Origin of the sequence: Halalkalibacter okhensis, assembly GCF_000787375.1 — a bacterium.
GTDB classification, from domain to species: Bacteria; Bacillota; Bacilli; order Bacillales; family Bacillaceae_D; genus Halalkalibacter; species Halalkalibacter okhensis.
Genome location: NZ_JRJU01000043.1, coordinates 15,904 through 34,626 on the forward strand (window position 1 = coordinate 15,904; position 18,723 = coordinate 34,626).

17 protein-coding genes and 1 tRNA gene are annotated in these 18,723 nt (G+C 39.8%); all 18 read right to left on the minus strand.

From position 1 onward, the window contains the following. Positions 1–6 precede the first annotated feature (6 nt). Positions 7–759: a threonine/serine exporter family protein gene (locus LQ50_RS20595; protein WP_034633010.1), complete on the minus strand. Its 753-nt coding sequence runs from the start codon at positions 757–759 to the stop codon at positions 7–9. Positions 760–777: 18 nt separating this feature from the next. Continuing rightward, entirely contained in the window at positions 778–1,776 is a 999-nt protein-coding gene (gene prkT / locus LQ50_RS20600; protein ID WP_034633012.1) for a serine/threonine protein kinase PrkT, read from the minus strand. Then, positions 1,742–2,482 carry a VWA domain-containing protein gene (locus LQ50_RS20605; protein WP_034633014.1) on the minus strand — a complete coding sequence of 247 codons (741 nt, stop codon included), beginning with the start codon at positions 2,480–2,482 and terminating at the stop codon, positions 1,742–1,744. Before LQ50_RS20605 ends, prkT begins: the two co-directional genes overlap by 35 nt. 317 nt (positions 2,483–2,799) lie before the next feature. Then, the gene (spoIIE, locus tag LQ50_RS20615; RefSeq protein WP_034633019.1) at positions 2,800–5,307 is read right to left on the minus strand and encodes a stage II sporulation protein E; all 2,508 of its coding nucleotides are present in this window, start codon (positions 5,305–5,307) and stop codon (positions 2,800–2,802) included. A 548-nt stretch (positions 5,308–5,855) separates the two neighbouring features. After that, positions 5,856–5,932 (minus strand) — tRNA-Met (locus tag LQ50_RS20620). Between the two features lie 139 nt (positions 5,933–6,071). Continuing rightward, positions 6,072–6,575 (minus strand): S1 domain-containing RNA-binding protein, encoded by a 504-nt coding sequence (locus LQ50_RS20625; protein ID WP_034633023.1) that lies wholly within the window; start codon positions 6,573–6,575, stop codon positions 6,072–6,074. A gap of 73 nt (positions 6,576–6,648) precedes the next feature. Then, positions 6,649–7,032 (minus strand): FtsB family cell division protein, encoded by a 384-nt coding sequence (locus tag LQ50_RS20630; protein ID WP_237563770.1) that lies wholly within the window; start codon positions 7,030–7,032, stop codon positions 6,649–6,651. 10 nt (positions 7,033–7,042) lie between these two features. Beyond that, on the minus strand, positions 7,043–7,630 hold the full coding sequence (gene yabQ / locus LQ50_RS20635; protein WP_034633028.1) for a spore cortex biosynthesis protein YabQ: 588 nt from the start codon (positions 7,628–7,630) through the stop codon (positions 7,043–7,045). Then, positions 7,627–7,938 carry a sporulation protein YabP gene (gene yabP / locus LQ50_RS20640; RefSeq protein ID WP_034633031.1) on the minus strand — a complete coding sequence of 104 codons (312 nt, stop codon included), beginning with the start codon at positions 7,936–7,938 and terminating at the stop codon, positions 7,627–7,629. The genes yabQ and yabP overlap by 4 nt, the downstream gene beginning before the upstream one ends. Positions 7,939–8,020: 82 nt before the next feature. Further along, a complete protein-coding gene (locus LQ50_RS20645) occupies positions 8,021–8,278 on the minus strand; it encodes an RNA-binding S4 domain-containing protein (protein WP_034633033.1) in 258 nt (85 codons plus the stop codon). A 12-nt stretch (positions 8,279–8,290) separates the two neighbouring features. Further along, positions 8,291–9,757, minus strand: coding sequence for a bifunctional methyltransferase/pyrophosphohydrolase YabN (gene yabN / locus LQ50_RS20650; RefSeq protein ID WP_084138969.1), 1,467 nt, complete (start codon positions 9,755–9,757; stop codon positions 8,291–8,293). A 2-nt stretch (positions 9,758–9,759) separates the two neighbouring features. Beyond that, the gene (locus tag LQ50_RS20655) at positions 9,760–11,349 is read right to left on the minus strand and encodes a putative polysaccharide biosynthesis protein (RefSeq protein ID WP_052144892.1); all 1,590 of its coding nucleotides are present in this window, start codon (positions 11,347–11,349) and stop codon (positions 9,760–9,762) included. Positions 11,350–11,478: 129 nt separating this feature from the next. Further along, positions 11,479–12,018 carry a stage V sporulation protein T gene (spoVT, locus tag LQ50_RS20660; protein WP_034633038.1) on the minus strand — a complete coding sequence of 180 codons (540 nt, stop codon included), beginning with the start codon at positions 12,016–12,018 and terminating at the stop codon, positions 11,479–11,481. A 183-nt stretch (positions 12,019–12,201) separates the two neighbouring features. After that, the gene (gene mfd / locus LQ50_RS20665; RefSeq protein ID WP_034633041.1) at positions 12,202–15,723 is read right to left on the minus strand and encodes a transcription-repair coupling factor; all 3,522 of its coding nucleotides are present in this window, start codon (positions 15,721–15,723) and stop codon (positions 12,202–12,204) included. Positions 15,724–15,898: 175 nt separating this feature from the next. Continuing rightward, positions 15,899–16,126, minus strand: coding sequence for an anti-sigma-F factor Fin (fin, locus tag LQ50_RS20670; RefSeq protein ID WP_034633044.1), 228 nt, complete (start codon positions 16,124–16,126; stop codon positions 15,899–15,901). Between the two features lie 69 nt (positions 16,127–16,195). Further along, positions 16,196–16,753: an aminoacyl-tRNA hydrolase gene (gene pth / locus LQ50_RS20675; RefSeq protein ID WP_034633048.1), complete on the minus strand. Its 558-nt coding sequence runs from the start codon at positions 16,751–16,753 to the stop codon at positions 16,196–16,198. A gap of 113 nt (positions 16,754–16,866) precedes the next feature. Continuing rightward, the gene (locus LQ50_RS20680; protein ID WP_034633051.1) at positions 16,867–17,499 is read right to left on the minus strand and encodes a 50S ribosomal protein L25/general stress protein Ctc; all 633 of its coding nucleotides are present in this window, start codon (positions 17,497–17,499) and stop codon (positions 16,867–16,869) included. 92 nt (positions 17,500–17,591) lie between these two features. Continuing rightward, positions 17,592–18,542, minus strand: a complete 951-nt coding sequence (locus LQ50_RS20685; protein ID WP_034633053.1) for a ribose-phosphate diphosphokinase — start codon at positions 18,540–18,542, stop codon at positions 17,592–17,594. Between the last annotated feature and the right edge of the window lie 181 nt (positions 18,543–18,723).

Consider the following 18,723-nt stretch of genomic DNA (forward strand, 5'->3'; position numbering starts at 1 on the left):
CCACCTCTATAAAAAGAGAGCGATCGCTAGTGCAATTCCAGTTGCAATCGACAGCGCTGTGATGACTGCTTCTGCACCGCGGCTAACACCAGCAACTAGATCACCTGACATTAAATCTCGAACAGCGTTTGTTAAAGGGATGCCAGGGACCAATGGCATTAACGTCCCTATAATGACTTGATCTAAATTTTCACCAAGTCCTAAAAGTACGAGAAAGATCGCAACCGTTCCACCTAAAAATGCTGACATGAATTCGGCAAAGAACTTGACCTTTGTATAATCTTGAATCAATACGATGCACCAACTGGCAAAAAAACCTGCAATAAACGCGGGAACCGTATCATATAAATTACCGCCGAACAAATAGGAAAAAGCACCACCAGCAATTCCAGAGGAGAAGTGTAGGAGTAGCGGCGAGTAGTTCATTGGTGCTTTTGCTATTTCCTCAAGCTTTTTAAGTGCCTCATCATCTGTAATAGCTCGACTCACAAATTCCCTTGATACTTGATTTACAAGCGTTACTTTATTTAAATCTTGCAGCCTATCATCAACTCGGATCATTTGCATGATATCTCCCTTTCCTTCATCCTCAAACGAAAGAAAGATGCCTGTTGTCGTCACAAAGCTATGAACATTTTTAAACTGCGCTGATTTGGCCATTCGCTCCAACGTCTCTTCCACTCGATACGTTTCCGCTCCATATGTAAGCATTATTTCACCTGCAAGCAAACATATATCCATCATCCGATCGGCATTCATGATATTTCTCCTTCGTTCCTACATCATTTGTCCAAATAAGTATAGGATATAAGCTAATAGAAGAAAAGAGGAAAGCAGGAAGATTTCAACAAAGTAAGAGGATTTCTTTTCCTTTTTTGTTGCTCCTTGCTTGCGTGAAACATTCACCTGGTTTTTCTTTGTTTTCTGCTTTCGTGTCTCTTTTGCTGGGATATGTTTATAGCTCGAACTTTTTGATACAGCTTTAACCATATCCTTTCTCATCTCTATCGCTGATTGATATTTTCCTTGCATTGCCCTTAACATAACATCACGATAAGGGATAAGCATCGCCTTTTCATCCATTCGTTGTTTCAACTGTAAAAGTGGCTTTTCTCCTTGCTTTTCAAACCGGTTTGGATAGGCACAATTGATCATCATCATAGCTACTGCAAATAAATCATAACTAGGTTCCGCTTTTCGTGAGCCTTGTCCCCAATAACCCCGATCATAGAACTCAGTATATTCCTTAATGGAGCGGCCAATTAATGTCGTGCCTCCTACATCAAGCCATCTAATGCGAGCCGGCGGGCCGACAACTAAAACGTTATCTGGCTTTAAGTCCCCAAATACCCAACCTGCTGCATGCAGCCGGTCTAAGTCGCCTAGCAACTGGATCATTAAAATTCCTAGCCATTCTGTTCCTTTATTTTGCATATACTCGATAAACTGTGTCCCTTTTAAATATTCCATCACATAAAACGGAAAGGTTCCTTCTGATGTAACCAAATCGTCGACATCTAGCAAAGAAGGTCCAAGAATTTGTCCTTGAACCTTCGAGAAATGCTTTAATACATTCACCTCTGATGTAATTGACATGCTATCCATCCCTACTTTTAAAGCAACCAGCCCTTTAGCTGAATCAGCTAAGTAAACCGATCCTGTTGCCCCTGCCCCAAGCGGACGGATAATTTTATAGGGTTGACTATGCCATTTCCCAACAATTTTGGCTCCTGCTTGTAACTTACATGCCTGATTCTTCGAGTAGCTGTTCTTCATCACCAGCCATCAAACTCCTTCTTGAGCCTGACTTCGCAAACTTCTGCAGGGCAACTTGCAGAGCAGGACCTGTTGGAGTAATTCCACCAGAAGACAGCTTTTGAAATATTCCTGAAAGTGAATTAAGCTGGGGCGACCAATCAAGCAACTTATCAATATCCCTTTTCTTCCCGGGAAATGAATACAAAGCAAAACGGTTTGCTCCCATTCTCGATGTAAGACTAATAGATAAATCCGTTAATGCTTCTTGAACCATCGGTAGTTTATTTTTCATACTAGCACTTGTATCTACTAAAATGAGCACATCCAAATTCATCGTCTCACCAAGCTCATCTACTACTTCCATCACTTGGCCCCTTTTAGCCGGAGATAAGTCTTCCATCTCCTGATTTCCACCAAGAATTTGTGATAGCTCCTTATTGACCACACCATGAATCGTTTGTGTCATCGCTTTTCTCGTGACCATTTGAACGGTTTGTGCTAACTGCTTTGCATAAACAACTTGACTTACCCCACCACCTGCCATCGCAATGGCTTCAACTTCTTCTATTCCTTGCTCATTAAGGTGATTCCCATCTACGACACCAATTACATTTACAGTAATTCCTTGTTCTCTAGCAAGTGCAGCAATCGCCACTGGATCCTCACCTTGATTTGAATGACCGTCAGTTAACAACAAAATTTGCTTTAACGTACCTTTACTCACTTTCTATCCCCTCCAAGTAGTCAGATGTTACCATCATTCACTAGCCTTAGAGGTTTTATACGTTCAAAGGAACTTTGTCGAAGAGTTTTCAAGAAAAAAGGGCGACCTTCCCTTTTTTCTTGAAAACTCGATGCAATGTGCGGAGCCGCCGCCTGCTTTTTAGCCTTTTGAGCGGGTTTCTCAAAAGGCGCACGACGCGCGGAGCCATTGCACACTTCCCCAGACCTAGCTATTTTCATGAAAAAGGGCGACCTTCCCTCTTTTCTTGAAACTCTTTTAGTTAGTCAATGATGTCATCTACTTTTTCTGTTGTTTTTTTACGAGGACTTCCTCCCTCTCTTTTTTACTAATTTGGGTGATTTATATAACGGAATAGCTGACCACTTCGGTGTATTTCGTTTAATCTTTGCGACAATCACTGTCATATCATCATCGATACTCCCTTGTTCATTTCGGATAATTTTTTCTAAAATAACATCTGCCACTTCTTGCGGATCATCGGTTTTTAATTCGCTTAGTAAACGTTTCATCCACATTTCTTTATTTTCTACATGCTTAGGGGCGTCGTAAATTCCGTCACTCATCATAACAAGCAAGTCACCAGCTTTTAATTGCTCACTTACCACATCCACATCAAACTCTTGTATCATACCCATTGGAAGATTGCTTGCCTCCACTTTGATCACATTGTTCCCACGTTTAATGAAGCTTGGAATCGAACCTATTTTTAAGAACCTAGTCGTGGCATCCTGCAAATCTATCATGGCTAAATCTAGTGTCGAAAAGATTTCGTCTGTTGTACGCAGCGACAGAACAGAATTAACCGATTTAATCGCAACCGTTTCCTCAATGCCTGATTGGAGAACTTTTTGCAGCAGTTGTAACGTTTCATTGCTCTCCAAGTGAGCCCTCTCTCCATTACCCATGCCATCACTTATAGCAATAGCATATTTTCCAGAACCTAACTCAATGGTTGAGTAGCAATCACCCGAAACCCAAGCTCCACCTTTAGCAACATGGGCAACACCTGTATCTACTACGAACTGTTTTGCAGATCCAAACGACACATGACTGAAGCCATTCGGGTAAAATCCTACCTCCTCCTTTTTCACAATGACTGTTTCGCTTAATAAATCAGATAAAATCGGTGCAATAATTTTTTCACATTGGCCATGGCCTTTGTCATCAGAGATGCTCATTTCAATTTCAAGATTTCCTTTTTCAAGACTATAAATATCAATATGCCCAATCTCAAGACCTACTTCACGTAAGGCATCTAGCATTTGCTCTTCTTGGTAGTGATGTGCTTCCTTTTCCTTTTGAATTTCTTTAGCGAAATCACCCATTACACGTGATACACCTAGGAGCTGGTCAGCAACTAATCGACGACTCTCCATCACTTGACGTTTGAGCTTTTGGTTTGCTTGGTACTGACCATGTTCATGTCGAACGGCTTGGATAACCTTCTCTGGTTTTATACATTCCTTTTTCCATTCTTTCATAAACAACTGATCTTTTATTTCTCCATGTTCTTCTGTTTCAGTCATAATTCTTTGCATCGAGTCATATGTTTTATTAAAGTTTTGCACCCAGCACCGTTCTTTTTTAAAGCATGTCTGACATGTCTTTTCCGTAACATTGCTTAGGAAATAGTCGACTTCTCTTTCTTCATCTTCTGTATTTGACATATGCGCTGGGGTTTGAAAACTATTTGATAACGTCTGAAACAAAGTAGAGAATTGCTCAACTCTACCAGCCGTTAAATCTCTAATTTTTCGTAAGTATTGCTGTTGTTCTTTGGAATGTTCTACTGTACCTGGAATATATCTAGCTAAATTCGTAAATACACTCTTAGGTGTTAAGAAGAAGACGATAATGGCTGCCATTGACTCCATTAATGTGACAGACACCTGTGTCGCTCCTTCACCGTACAAGCCTATTAACAGTGTCCCAACAAGAAGCCCGATCCCTACGCCAACTTTCTTCCCTTCTTTTAAGAGGCCTCCTAACAAACCAGCAAAAGCTAGCAAACTCATTTGGTACAAGCTTGCAACACTAGCAAGACTCAGGATTAATCCAGTCACAACACCAACGGTTGACCCGATGGCAGCACCTCCTACAAAGGCAAAAGCAAGAACCAAATACCTTGCAAGAACATGTTCAACGGTCATTTCGTAAATAATCCAACCTACCGTCCCCGTCATAACAGAAGCTAGTAATATAATTAAGCAAACAATTTCTTCATTTCTAAGTGGTTGTTTCATTTTACGTGAGGTAACGATGGGTACACTCTGTAAGAAAATCATTGTTAAAATAAAACTTAGACCCGCCTCCACAGTAGCCATCATTAATGCGTAGTTTGTAATGGTTCCTTCTAAGAAAAAGACAATCCCTAACCTAGTGGCCATACTGGCACCAAAAACCGTATACGGAAGCGCTTTAGTTGGGTTTTGTACAAACTTGGCAACTATTTTTTGAATAAGAACATAAGCAATGATCGCCAACACAACAAAACCAACCTGCCCATGGTACCCCGTCATCGCCCCCGCAACTAATGAAAGTGCTGCAATCGGTGCACGTTCACGCTTCAGCATATAAATAGCTGCTAAAAATGGTAATACAAATGGTGTAAGCTCAGATAGAATCATAGCCCTTCCCAGCAGGAAGCCAACAATAGCCACCATTAATCCATATTGATAAAAAGCCGCCTTTGTACCAGAAGCAAGTTTTTCAGCCATTCCCTTACCGAAGCTCGTCCACTTGTTCCGTAAAGTCCTTCCATCCTCAGCGGGTTCCGTCCATTCTTTCGTCAACTTCTGAATCATCAACATCCACCACCCTAGTTTTATTCGTGTACCCATTATAAACAGATCGACACTTCATTTTTTGTCAAAATCGCAGGGCGAATACCAAAAAACGTTCGACTTCTTTCGGGCAAAATAGGGATCAATAGATAAAGATTCTCGTATTAGAGCTATTATAATGGTGGATTATTGCAGTCTTTGGAGAAAGGTGAGGAGAGATTTTTTAGGTAAGGAGGTGTTTTTTGCATGGTGGATTATTTTTCTTGTTTCACATCTTTTTTCAGCAGCCAACTTCTCTCTTTGGCTACCGTCTTTCTCGTTTCTCTCTCTTTTCGGTAGCCAATCTCTCTCTTTGGCTACCGTCTTTCTCGTTTCTCGCTTTTTTCGGTAGTCAATCTCTCTCTTTGGCTACCGTCTTTCAAGCTTCTCTCTCTTTTCAGTAGCCAACCTCTCTCTTTGGCTACCGTCTTTCAAGCTTCTCTCTCTTTTCGGTAGCCAATCTCCCAGCTGAAAACTTTTATAACAAAAAAAACCTGTACTCCAACGAGTACAGGTTAATATTATGTATTTGGTAGCGGCGGAGGGGATCGAACCCCCGACCTCACGGGTATGAACCGTACGCTCTAGCCAGCTGAGCTACACCGCCACATTAGTCATTTGCGACATTTATTAGTATACTAACAACTACAGAATAAGTCAACAAAAAAAATTAAAATTCATTTAAAAAGAGGATGACTTCAACACAGCCATCCTCTACCTATATGTCTTCGCATTAGAGCAGCAAGTTATCCTCTACGGGCGCCTCGACCCCCGCGTTTAGATTCTGTTTGACGCTTCAATGTTGAGATGCGCTCCTCACTATCCTTTAAGAAGCGGCTCATTTTGTCTTCAAATGACAAAGACGGACGTGCTTGGTTGGGTCTTGGTCCACGACCACCTTGTGGGCGGTTGCCACCTTGCGGACGATTTCCACTTGGACGTTGCGAATTGTTGAACGGACGACTTGGACGTTCTGAACGCGCTGGGCGTTCAGGAGCGGCTGGTCGCTCAGGGCGATCAACGGCCTTACGAATGGAAAGTCCAATCTTGCCATCATTTTCAACATTAACGACTTTGACTGTTACTTCGTCCCCAACCTTTAAAAATTCGTTAATGTCCTTAACATAATTATCAGCGACTTCACTAATGTGTACAAGGCCAGTAGAACCACCCGGCAGCTCGACAAATGCACCAAAATGAGTGATTCCTGTAACTTTACCTTGTAACTTGCTGCCTACTTCGATTGACATGAAAAAATAGATCCTCCTTAAGAAATCTGAAAATGTTCATTTTTTATATTATACCCGAATAGAAAAAAACGTGTCAATTTGACGATGATTCAGGTAATTTAAACAAAGTTTCACCAGGTTTTGTTAGATAGTAGTCTCTTCTAGCAATCTCAGCAATATAGTCAAGGTCATTATAATTTTTAATGTCCTCTCGTAATCTCGCTTCCTCAAGTTGCAACTTCTTAAGCTCCTCTTCTAACGCCGCCTGTTCCTGCCTTTTTCCTTCTAATGAAGAAGCTTGGGTATAGATTGACACACATGCAATACTCCCTAAAGCTACAACGAATATAGCTAATACAGTCAGCCTCCGAAAAAGACCTCTTCTCTTTCTAGCTGCCATTTCTAGCTCTTGTTCTCGTTGTTGGATATAGGACTTATCCATCTCTCTCACTCTAGACGTACGATCTGTGACCATCATGTATCCCCCCTTATTCTTTCTTCTTCCTCATCGATTGGAAAAATCCCTTTATTTTACGTAAAATGGGTTGTAATTTTTTCACTTGTTTGTGGAGCCCTGTCCATTTGTAAAGAAGGAGTAGCACCCATTTTATTGGTCTCCAGATAAGGCGAAGCAAGAACAACAGAACCGTCAAACAAGTTGTTAATACCATAATACATAAGGAATAGAGGAGTTTCAATAAGTACTTAACAGGGTTGATCAATAATATTGTAAAAAGCTTTATTGTTATTTGGTATAACTGGATTATTTTCTCAATAATTCGCTCAAGTAACGTTCGATACAAGGTTTGTAACAAAGCTTGATAGGCGGCAAATCCACATACTAGAGCTAAAAAAATATAAAAGCGTATCTCTCCATAGTTTGATTGAAGCAAGACATAAAAAACGATAAGAGCCTGTACGAGCCAAAACAAGATATCATTACAAGCAACGATCCAATTGAAAGAAGGTTTTTTTCGGTTACGAGTGAATCTTCCATACGTATCAATAGCTGCACCAATGTACACGCCCATTGCAGCCATTGATAACATTGTATAGAATTGCACGGTCAGCGTCACTTAAATAACTTCCCGAAGAAACCTTTTGATTTGTCTTGTTGATTTTGATCAAGGTAAATTAAGTCGTATACCTTCCCTTCAATTGAAACGATTCCCTGCTCGACGTTTAAATTTTTCATATGCAAGTTTTGGCCCCGTACGGATAAGAACCCCATTACGGTTTCTAATAGAAATTCTTCATTATCGAAACTTTCCACTTGTTTCACACCTGTAATATCTAATTGTTTTCTTCCTTTTAGGATGACATCGTGGTCGTTTGATTGTCGTTCACGCCCCATTGGTGTACCAAAATCATAGTGTTGATCCATCCAAAAATCCCTCCTCCATATGCTTTCATAGCAGTGTATGTAGAAGGGATTTAAATTAGAACAAGCTATCTCTTTTTACATCTTACGATACCGGAGCCTCACTAATAATCGTATACATCATAGCCGCTTCATCTTTTCTTACCATTTCACGGACATCATCAATGCGAACAGTCACAAGTTTTTGACCAAAGCGAACAACTAGTTCATCGCCTGCCTTCACAGCTGAACCAGCTTTAGCGACCTGTCCATTTATTGTAATGCGCCCTTGATCACACACTTCTTTCGCTAATGTACGACGTTTAATTAATCGAGATACTTTTAAAAATTTATCCAAACGCATGGCAATTCCCCCTTAATTATCTTCTATTTGTTTTGCTTCTTCCCACTTCTGATCGAGCTCTTCTAATGTCATTTCTGATACCGCTTTTCCTTCTGCTTGTAATGCATTCTCAATATAGCCGAAGCGCTTTTTAAATTTCCGGTTCGTACTATGAAGTGCATCTTCGGCATCAATATTGTAAAAACGAGCAAGGTTGACCACAACAAAAAGAATATCACCTAGTTCTTTGTGCATGTTATCACGGTTGTTCGCTTTTATTTCAAGCATGAATTCTCCAATCTCTTCCTGGAGTTTCATCCACATCGGTGCGGCATCATCCCAATCAAAGCCAACTTTTGCTGCTTTCTTTTGCACCTTTGTTGCCTCCATTAATGCAGGCAATCCTTTTGGAATGGATGATAAAATCGACTCTTCAGCTTGTGGTCCTTTTTCCTGTTTCTTAATCTCATCCCAATTGCTTACGACTTCATCGGCATGATTAACACTCACTTCTCCAAATACGTGCGGGTGTCTGCGAATCATCTTTTCTGTTACACCTGAAATGACATCTCGTACAGAAAAGTAGCCGTTATCTTCCCCAATTTGTGAATGAAGCATGATTTGTAACAGCACATCTCCAAGCTCTTCTACTAAGTGTTCATCATCTTCTTCATCAATGGCTTCTATCACTTCATACACTTCTTCGATAAAATACTTCTTTAATGACTCATGTGTTTGCTTTTGATCCCATGGACAACCATTCGGTCCACGTAATGTAGCAATAACTTCACGAAGCTTAGAAAACTCCCCATACAAGCTTTCCTCTTTGGTAACAGGTGGAATGTAAACAGCTGTTAAATTATTCAACGTTGTGACACGATCTAGTTCAAACAACGGGACCTTTACTAACTGCTCATCACGAGAACCAACAGCTGTAGCAATCGTCACTTCGTAATCATCAGGAAGTCGCTCCATTAATGTTAGCTTCACATCAGAGGCAATCATTGCATCGTACACTTGAACAATAATCATATGATGAGTGAGTTCGAGCTCGTCTCTTGTTAATACCGTACCATCAACAATTTGACACCCTTCAATTGGGTCAATATGCAAGGAGGTATACATGGCATCCAAAAAACTTTGGCCTCCTAAAATAGAAAGCTCAACCTTGCCACTTCTCTCCTCTTCTAATAAGAGTTGAACCGTTCTTTCAGCGACTAGCGGATGGCCAGGGACTGCATAGGTTATTTCTTTTTTCGCATCGACCTCTTGCAATAATTGTTTGACAATCGTTTCATACACGGACTGAAACTCATCGTGTTGTTCATAAATATGATCATATGAGCGGAACTCCACACCTTCCTTTTTCAGTTCAGTCACAGCAGGATGATCATTGGTTCGGGTATAAATGACCTGTTCATTCTTAAGGTGTCGGTATATCCCTAATGGCATTTGGTCAAGATCTCCTGCACCTAAGCCGATAACATTTATTTTTTTCACAATTACCTTCTCCTTTTTACAAATCGTGTCCTTACTTTATTCAATTTAGGGATCTTGTTCCACTCATCTTCTGAAAAAATGGATAAAGCAAACAAACTGTAGACAACAACGAGTCCGCCTACTCCTGCTGATGTAAGGGCAATGAGTGTATCTGTTAAACGATTATCAATAGGAAGAATCATTAATAATCCATTTTTCCATAATGTTGTTAAAAGACCCATTACAGCTAAAACAAGTGCAATGCGAACATACGATGACAATGACCCCAAATGTAAATGCTTTTTTTTATGTAATACTGCTAATAAGTAGATGACCATCGTCCCTATTGCCAAAACCGTCGACCACGCTGCTCCTATTGTTCCAAACCTAGGAATGAATAAGACGTTTAATGCTACTTTTGTTGTGACACCAATCGCTATGGCTATGGCAGGTACATACGTGTAGTTATACCCTTGTAACACCGCAGAAATCATGACAAAAAGCGAACTAAGAACAATGGCAAAGCTAAGCACCCGCAATACGTCAGAGCCTGTTGTATCTGTAAAAAGCATATGATTTGTTGGTTCAATAATGATCATTAATCCTACCGTCGCTGCTCCACCAATTAGAAGTGTTAAGCGATAGGAAAGGTTTTGATACTTGTTCGCCATATGTAAATCGTTTCTTGCGACCGCTTTTGAAAGCATCGGGACGAGTGCTAACGTTAACGTTGTCGCTAATACGGTTCCTAACTGAATGAGCGGCTGACCACGGTCATAGACCCCTTTGGTTGGGAAAGCAACATCCGGCTGTATTCCACTCATTTGCAAAAGCTGGACAATCGTAAAAGCATCGACAAGTTGCATAAGCACAAACATAAGCGCACTTAAACAAATAAATAAGCTGTGCTTGAACATCCTCCAGTTTTGATTGAGGATCGATGGACCTTTCAATTTTCTCGGATGAATAAGTTCTTTCATCCATACAGCTTTTGTTAACAATAACAAAACCATAACTCCAATGAGTCCGCCAAAGAAAGACCCATACGCTGCACCAGCTCCGATTTGATAAGCATCATATCCTGATACGACAAAAATGTAAGTAATGCCTAAAATGAGAAGAACTCTAACAAGCTGTTCAACAATATGAGAAACAGCCGTTGGAATCAATTCTCCTTCACCTTGGTGAAACCCTCGTCCAACACTTAAAAATGGCAACAAAAAAACAACATAGCTCATTGCCTGAATAGGTCGAACAAGGTTGTTATCTCCCATCATTTCAGCAATAAATGGTGCAAGAAAAAACAAAAGCACCCAGCTTAGAGCGGCTAACAATACTAACCCATAAAAAAGCAAACTCGTTAACTTCCTTGCTTCGTCCTTCCTTCCAATCGCTATTAACTCTGCTCGATGCTTCGACAAAACCACCGGAAAGCCATACATGGATAGGGTTATGATAATCCCATAAAGGGGGTAAATTTGTTGATACACATAATAGCCCATATCACCCGATAAGTTTTGATAAGGGATGCGGTAAGCCGCACTTAATATTTTAGCAAGCAATGCAGCAGCCGATAAAATGGCTACACCTTGTAATAAATCTTTATCTTTCACATGATTCTCACCTTTCTTCCATCATCTTACCATAACAAAGACATAAGTGGTAAATACGTACCGCTTCGGCCTATATCCTAAAAATAAAAAGCTCGTCCTCCAAAAGAAGACGAGCTGTTAAACCTATGTTTATTGTTCCATTTGTCGTGCTAAAAAACTAGCTGCGGTTTCTGCAAGCTTTTGTTCGATCGTTCCAGAAAGCTCTTGTTCCTTACTAAAGATGACCACTGCACCAATCGGATCGCCATTAGCAATAATCGGTGTAACAACATATCCTTTTAAATCATCCGTGTGGTCACCAACAAGGTTATGTTCTCCCGCTGTCGTTTCCACCTTCGTTTTTCTTTCATCCATTACTTTTTCAACAATTTCACCAATGCCTTTGTTGGCATACTCTTTTTTAGGAGCTCCTGCAACCGCAATAAATGTATCACGATCTGCAATTAACACAAATTGATTTAAGCTATCATAAAGTGCTTCGGCATACTCCTTAGCAAAATCACCCAACTCAGAAATAGGCGAATATTTCTTTAAAATCACTTCGCCATCACGATCAACGAATATCTCGAGAGGATCTCCTTCTCGGATTCGAAGTGTTCTCCTGATTTCTTTCGGGATGACAACCCGTCCTAAATCATCAATACGACGTACGATACCTGTAGCTTTCATACTGTATTGCCTCACTTTCTAATGATGTATTCACTTGATGGTAAGTGGTAAGAAAATAACCATTTCTTTTCTTAACTCTAGTATCTTTCGTAAAAAAAGAACTATTCACCAATTCATGAATTTGTTTGATAGGCTAAATATTCCTTTTACCCCATCTTGTAGAAAATTGAGGCAATAACTAGTTTATTTCTTCGCGTCTTGAAGCCCTTGAAGTAATTTTTCAATAAAGAGCAACACTTGTTCATCACTTAAAGATTTTGTTTTGATCACAAATTTTATTTTTTCTCCTGCTGTGCCTAAAACAATTTCTCTTCCTAATTGATGAGCGACTTCAAATAGTTTGGCTCCGTCCAATCTCTTAGATGTCTCTTCAGATAGAATCATTTCAATCTGGTCTTTTGTTTCCGTAATTTGTTCAACCTTTTCCTCATTAGCGATTAACTTAATATGTGTTAGACGAAGAAGGTAGTCAACTTGTGTCGGGTATTCACCAAAGCGATCGAACATCTCGTCTTTTAAGTCCGTTAAATCCCTTGCTGACTCTGCTCCTTTAAACCTCTTGTACATTTCAATTTTTTGTTTGGCATCTTGGATATAAGTCTCTGGGATATAGGCATCGATCTTGACATCAAGCTCGACTTGGAAAGGAGGCTCCTTCGGCTTATCCCCTTTTCTCTCTTCAATGGCATCCTTAAGCATTTGCGAATATAAGTCAAAACCGACTGATTCGATAAATCCATGCTGCTGAGCTCCTAAAAGATTCCCTGCACCACGAATGGTTAAATCACGCATCGCAATTTTAAAACCAGAACCGAGCTCTGTAAACTCCTTGATGGCTTGCAATCGTTTTTCCGCGACTTCCGTTAGTACTTTATCGCGTTGATACGTAAAGTATGCATACGCAACTCGATTTGAACGACCCACTCGTCCTCGAATTTGATAAAGTTGAGATAATCCCATTTTATCGGCATCGTAAATAATCAACGTATTAACATTTGGAATGTCAACACCGGTCTCAATGATCGTTGTTGTCACCAATACATCACTATTTCCTTCTAAGAAATTAAGCATAATATTTTCTAATTCACGCTCATTCATTTGTCCATGAGCAAAACTAATTCGCGCATCTGGAACAAGCATTCCTAATTGTTCTGACATCCGTTCAATATCCTCGACGCGATTATAAAGAAAATACACTTGCCCGCCACGGCTCATTTCGCGTTCAATCGCTTCACGAATCAATGCTGCATTGTACTCAACAACATAGGTTTGAACAGGGAAGCGGTTTTCAGGCGGTGTTTCAATGACAGATAGATCACGCACGCCAAGCATTGACATATGCAACGTCCTCGGGATCGGAGTTGCTGTCAATGTAAGAACATCGATATTCGCTTTTAATTGTTTTATTTTCTCTTTATGAGTAACTCCAAAGCGTTGCTCTTCATCGACAATCAGTAAGCCTAAGTCTTTAAATACAACATCTTTTGACAGGAGGCGGTGGGTCCCAACAATTAAATCAACGGAGCCGGCTTTTACTCCTTTTAACGTTTCTGTTTGTTCTTTTTTCGAACGGAAACGACTTAAAACGCCAATATTAATTGGAAATTCTGAGAACCTTTCTTTAATCGTTTCATAATGCTGTTGAGCCAAGATCGTTGTTGGTACAAGAATCGCCACTTGTTTTCCATCCATAATCGCTTTAAAAGCTGCACGAATGGCAACTTCTGTCTTACCATAACCAACATCTCCACATAAAAGACGATCCATTGGCCGCGTTTTTTCCATATCTTCTTTGATTTCTGAAATAGCACGAAGTTGATCTTCCGTTTCTTGGTATTGGAATGAAGATTCAAATTCTGTTTGCTCATTGTTATCTTCTGAAAAGGCAAAGCCAACACTTGCTTCACGTTCGGCATAGAGCTTAATCAAGTCATCAGCAATATCTTCGACCGATGATTGAACTTTTTTCTTGACTTTCTTCCAATCGTTTCCACCAAGAGCATAGATCTTTGGATCCTTTTCTTCTGATCCTACGTATTTTTGAACTTGATCAATTTGCTCCACAGGTACGTAGAGCTTGTCATTTCCTGCATAGCGTAAGTGAAGATAGTCTTTATGCAACCCATTAATTTCAAGTGTTTCAACGCCAAGGTATTTTCCAATCCCATGGTTGGTATGAACAATTAAATCACCAACTTTTAGCTCCGAGTAGCTTTTAATCCTCTCGGCATTAGAGATGGCTTGTTTGCGTTGGGGTCGCTTTGTTTGTTTCTTCGCAAATACTTCTTCCTCTGTAATGACAACTAGCTTACTTGATGGAAGTTCAAATCCTGATTGTAAGCTACCAACAACAATTTGAACTCGACCACCGACAAGCTCCGTAGCTTGTTCAATAATCCTTGTATCAATACCCTCATCTTCTAAATTAAGTGATAGCCTATTAGCACGTTCCTTGGAGGCAGCAAGAAACACCACAGCTTGATTGCTTTTCACCCATCTACCTACCTCAGACACTAAAAGCTCCATTTGCCCGTGAAATTGTTGCATGGACTTACACGAAATAGTCATTACATTTTCTGGGTTTGTTGCTGCAACATGCTTAAGAAAAAGAGACAAATAGACAATCGAAAAAGGCGATTGTTTGAGCACTTCAAAAACCGGAACAGACATCGAGACATCGTGAACAATTTCTCCTTGTTCAAGCAATGCCGTGTTCCATTCCGCTTCTTCTTTCTCTAAATTGTCGAATATTTCTCTTACCCTAGAAACCTCGTCCATCACAATCACTGCGTTTTCTGGGACATATGAAAGGAGCGAATGCTGACCTTCATAATAAAGAGACATATACTTATACATACCTTGAAAGGTTGACCCTTGTCTTAACTGACCAATTTCATAGGAGATATGCTGTGATAATTTTTCTTTCGTTTCTTTTGCCTTCACTTTTTTCAAAGTCGTTGTCAGACCTTCTGATAAACGCTCAGCTGCCTGCTGATAATGTTCTTTATATAAAAGAACTTCTTGAGCAGGTCCGATAATGACACTCTTTCTTTCTTCTTTTGAACGCTGATTATCCACTTCAAATGTCCGAATTGAGTCAACCTCTGTATCAAATAACTCAATTCGAATAGGATCGGACTCCGTTAATGGATACAAATCAATAATGCCCCCACGCACACTTACTTCTCCTGGAGCTGCAACCATATCTACTCGTTGAAAGCCCATCATCACAAGCTTTTCAAGCAGTGTAGAAATATCTCCTATGTCTGTTCCCACTTTTATTTCAATTTGACAGTCTCTCCATACCCTTGCAGGTGGTAGCTGACGTCTTACTCCTGCTAATGGAGCAATAATGATTCCTTGAAATGATTGTGTGAGCTTGTTTAAGACATCAATTCTTTGTGCCTTCATTTCTGGACTTGCTATCGCAATTTCTGCAGAAATCAACTCATTCACTGGATATAAAAGAACGTCTTCTTCTGATAAAAGTCCAACTAAATCCTCATAAAGTTTCTGTGCTTGAAACAAATTATGAGTAACAACGATCATTGGTCTTTTTGATTCTAAATAGATCGAGGACATAAACAGGGTTCTTGCAGACCCCGTCAATCCTGAAATAAGTTGTTCTTTCATATTTGCTTCTAAACTATCTGAAACCGCTTTTATCTCATCGTTAGTACGTAAATATTGTTGCAATCCTGACATGATGTTCCCCCTGTTATTTCTTCACCTTCAGTGCTCATCTTCATATCTATGTTTTATTCCTCTTGCCTACTATATTCTTACTCTCTTTTCTCTATTCTTTCTTAATGACTAGAATCCTGCATGACATAACAGAAAAACGCTTTGGCTAATAACCAAAGCTTTGTTAATCCTTAAATTATTGTATAAGATGATCTAGTTCATATAGGTCAGGGTTTCTCGTTAGCGCTTCGTGACAATCTTCGCAGATCGCATGAACATGCATATCTCCATTTGAATGATATGTTACCATGTCTGTTCGCTCAGCGTTTGTTAAATGCTGAAACCCCAATGACTCAGACTGCATTTGCTGGTCGATTGCGCCAAGCTTCGTCTTACAATGACGGCAATGATAATGGATAGTCAAGGCAAAAGCCTCCTTTTGCTATATTAAGTACCCATTATTATTAACAGCAAAAAGTCTCTATATACGATTTTAATTAAATTCGTTCATAACTTCAAGGAAAGACTTTGTCGCCCATGCTTCGACAGCTTTTGAAGATTGAATAATCGCTTGTTCAACATCCTCACGTTCCTCCGGGCGATATGTGCCGAGAACATAACTTACAATAGACTCTCCATTTTGCGGACGATCTACCCCAACTCGAATTCGCTTAAATTCCGGTGTACCTAAATGCTGAATTAATGACTTAATCCCATTATGCCCACCTGCACTACCTTTTTGACGCAGCCTGATTTTCCCTACAGGTAAATCCATATCATCATAGATGATTAGAACGTCTTCTACATCAATATTAAAATAATCCATTAATGGACGAACGCTTTCTCCTGATAAGTTCATATATGTAAGTGGTTTAAGAAGAATGACTTTCTCTCCATTTACGTTCCCTTTTCCATACATACCTTTAAATTTTGATTGATCTAATTCAATACCTAATTGCCTAGCGCAATAGTCAATACAATCAAATCCGACATTATGGCGGGTTCCGGCATATTTTGATCCAGGATTCCCTAATCCAACAACTAATTTCACGAGAACATCCCCTTGAACTTTTTTCTACGTTTATGATTCTACAGTTGAATCATAAATCCTCTATAAAAAGGTGTCCCAAAAGGCATACCATACCTTTTGAGACACCTTTGTCCTTACTCTTCCTCAGACTTACCTTCTTCAGCTTCCTCTGCCTCTTCGGCCTGCTCATCTGGAGCTTGGCCATTTTCTTGTTCAGCAGCTTGAGGCTGTACCGTCACAATCGTTTCTTCATCTTCACTCGTTATATCTACGGAAACTTGCGAACGAATGTCTGCTACCTGAATGGAGTCTCCAATAGTTAAATTGGACACGTCTACTGTAATCTCTTCTGGAATATCAGCCGGTAAACATCTCACAGCTATTTCATACAATAAATGAGAAACCATTCCGCCCTCTTTTTCTCCAGGAGCTTCACCAGTTAACCGTACTGGAACATTCGCATCAATTTCCGAAGTCATGTCTACTTCAAAGAAGTCAATATGTGTGTATTCGTTTTTTAGAGGATCAATTTGAATATCATGAATCATAACTTGATGTTTCTTTTTTCCTGATACATCTAGCGAGAACAATCCATTTTTCCCTACTTCTCTAACTGTTTTGAGTAGATCAACACTCATGACAGCAACTGGTTGACTTTCAATTTTGTTACCGTACAAGATAGCAGGGACATACCCTTCTTTGCGAATCTTTCTCGTAGCTGACCCCCTAAGGTCATCTCTTGGATTTGCCTGTAAAACAGTTGCCATAGTAATCACCTCAAATTAGATTTAAATCCTCTATATCATATGTTCCCTTAATAAGAGTATTTAAACCTTTTTTTAGCAATTTCCCATATGGCTTAATCGAATAATGTACTTACAGACGCATGTTCATGTACACGGATAATCGCTTCACCCATTAAGGCTGCAACAGAAAGCTCGGTTACTTTCTCGCTCTTCTTTTCGTCTTCTAATACAATTGAGTTCGTTACAACCAACTCTTTTATTTTTGAATTATTAATACGTTCCATTGCTGGACCAGACAGAACTGGATGCGTACAGCACGCATATACTTCTTTTGCACCGTGCTCAACTAATGCATTCGCCGCAAGCGTAATTGTACCAGCTGTATCAATAATGTCATCAATAATAATCGCTGTTTTTCCTTCAATGTTACCAACAATGTTCATAACTTCTGAAACATTTGGCTTCGGTCTACGCTTATCAATGATTGCAATAGGAGCTTTTAAGCGATCTGCCATTTTACGTGCACGTACGACCCCACCATGGTCCGGAGAAACAATAACAATATCATCAAGTTGTTTTTCAGCAAAATAATCAGCTAAAATCGGTACACCCATTAACTGGTCTACAGGGATATCGAAAAACCCTTGAATTTGCGTTGCATGTAGATCAAGCGTAAGAACTCTTGTCGCTCCAGCAGTAGTTATGAGGTTTGCCACAAGCTTAGCAGTAATTGGCTCACGAGCACGCGCTTTACGATCTTGACGAGCGTAACCATAGTAAGGCAAAACAACATTAATCGTTCTTGCTGACGCTCTCTTTAAGGCATCAATCATAATTAATAATTCCATGATATGTTCGTTAGCCGGAGCAGAAGTTGATTGAATCAGATAAACATCACAGCCACGAATGCTTTCTTCAATGTTAATCTGCACTTCTCCATCGCTAAAACGAGTAACCGAACTCTTCCCCATTGGTACACCAATGTGCTCAGTAATTTCATGTGCAAGACCTTTGTTTGAATTCAACGTAAAAACTTTTAAGCTAGGATCGCTATATTTTGCCACTATTTTTTCCCTCCGGTATTCTAATTAACCATTTATTTTATATTAGATCAAAATTGAAGATGCAACTCACTAATTTAATGTTTGAATTTAAATTAGAGGATCTCTCCCCTGTTACTTCTTCAAGTAATCATTTTTATTTGTTTGTCTAGCACGTGCGATGGAAAGAGATTGACTAGGAACG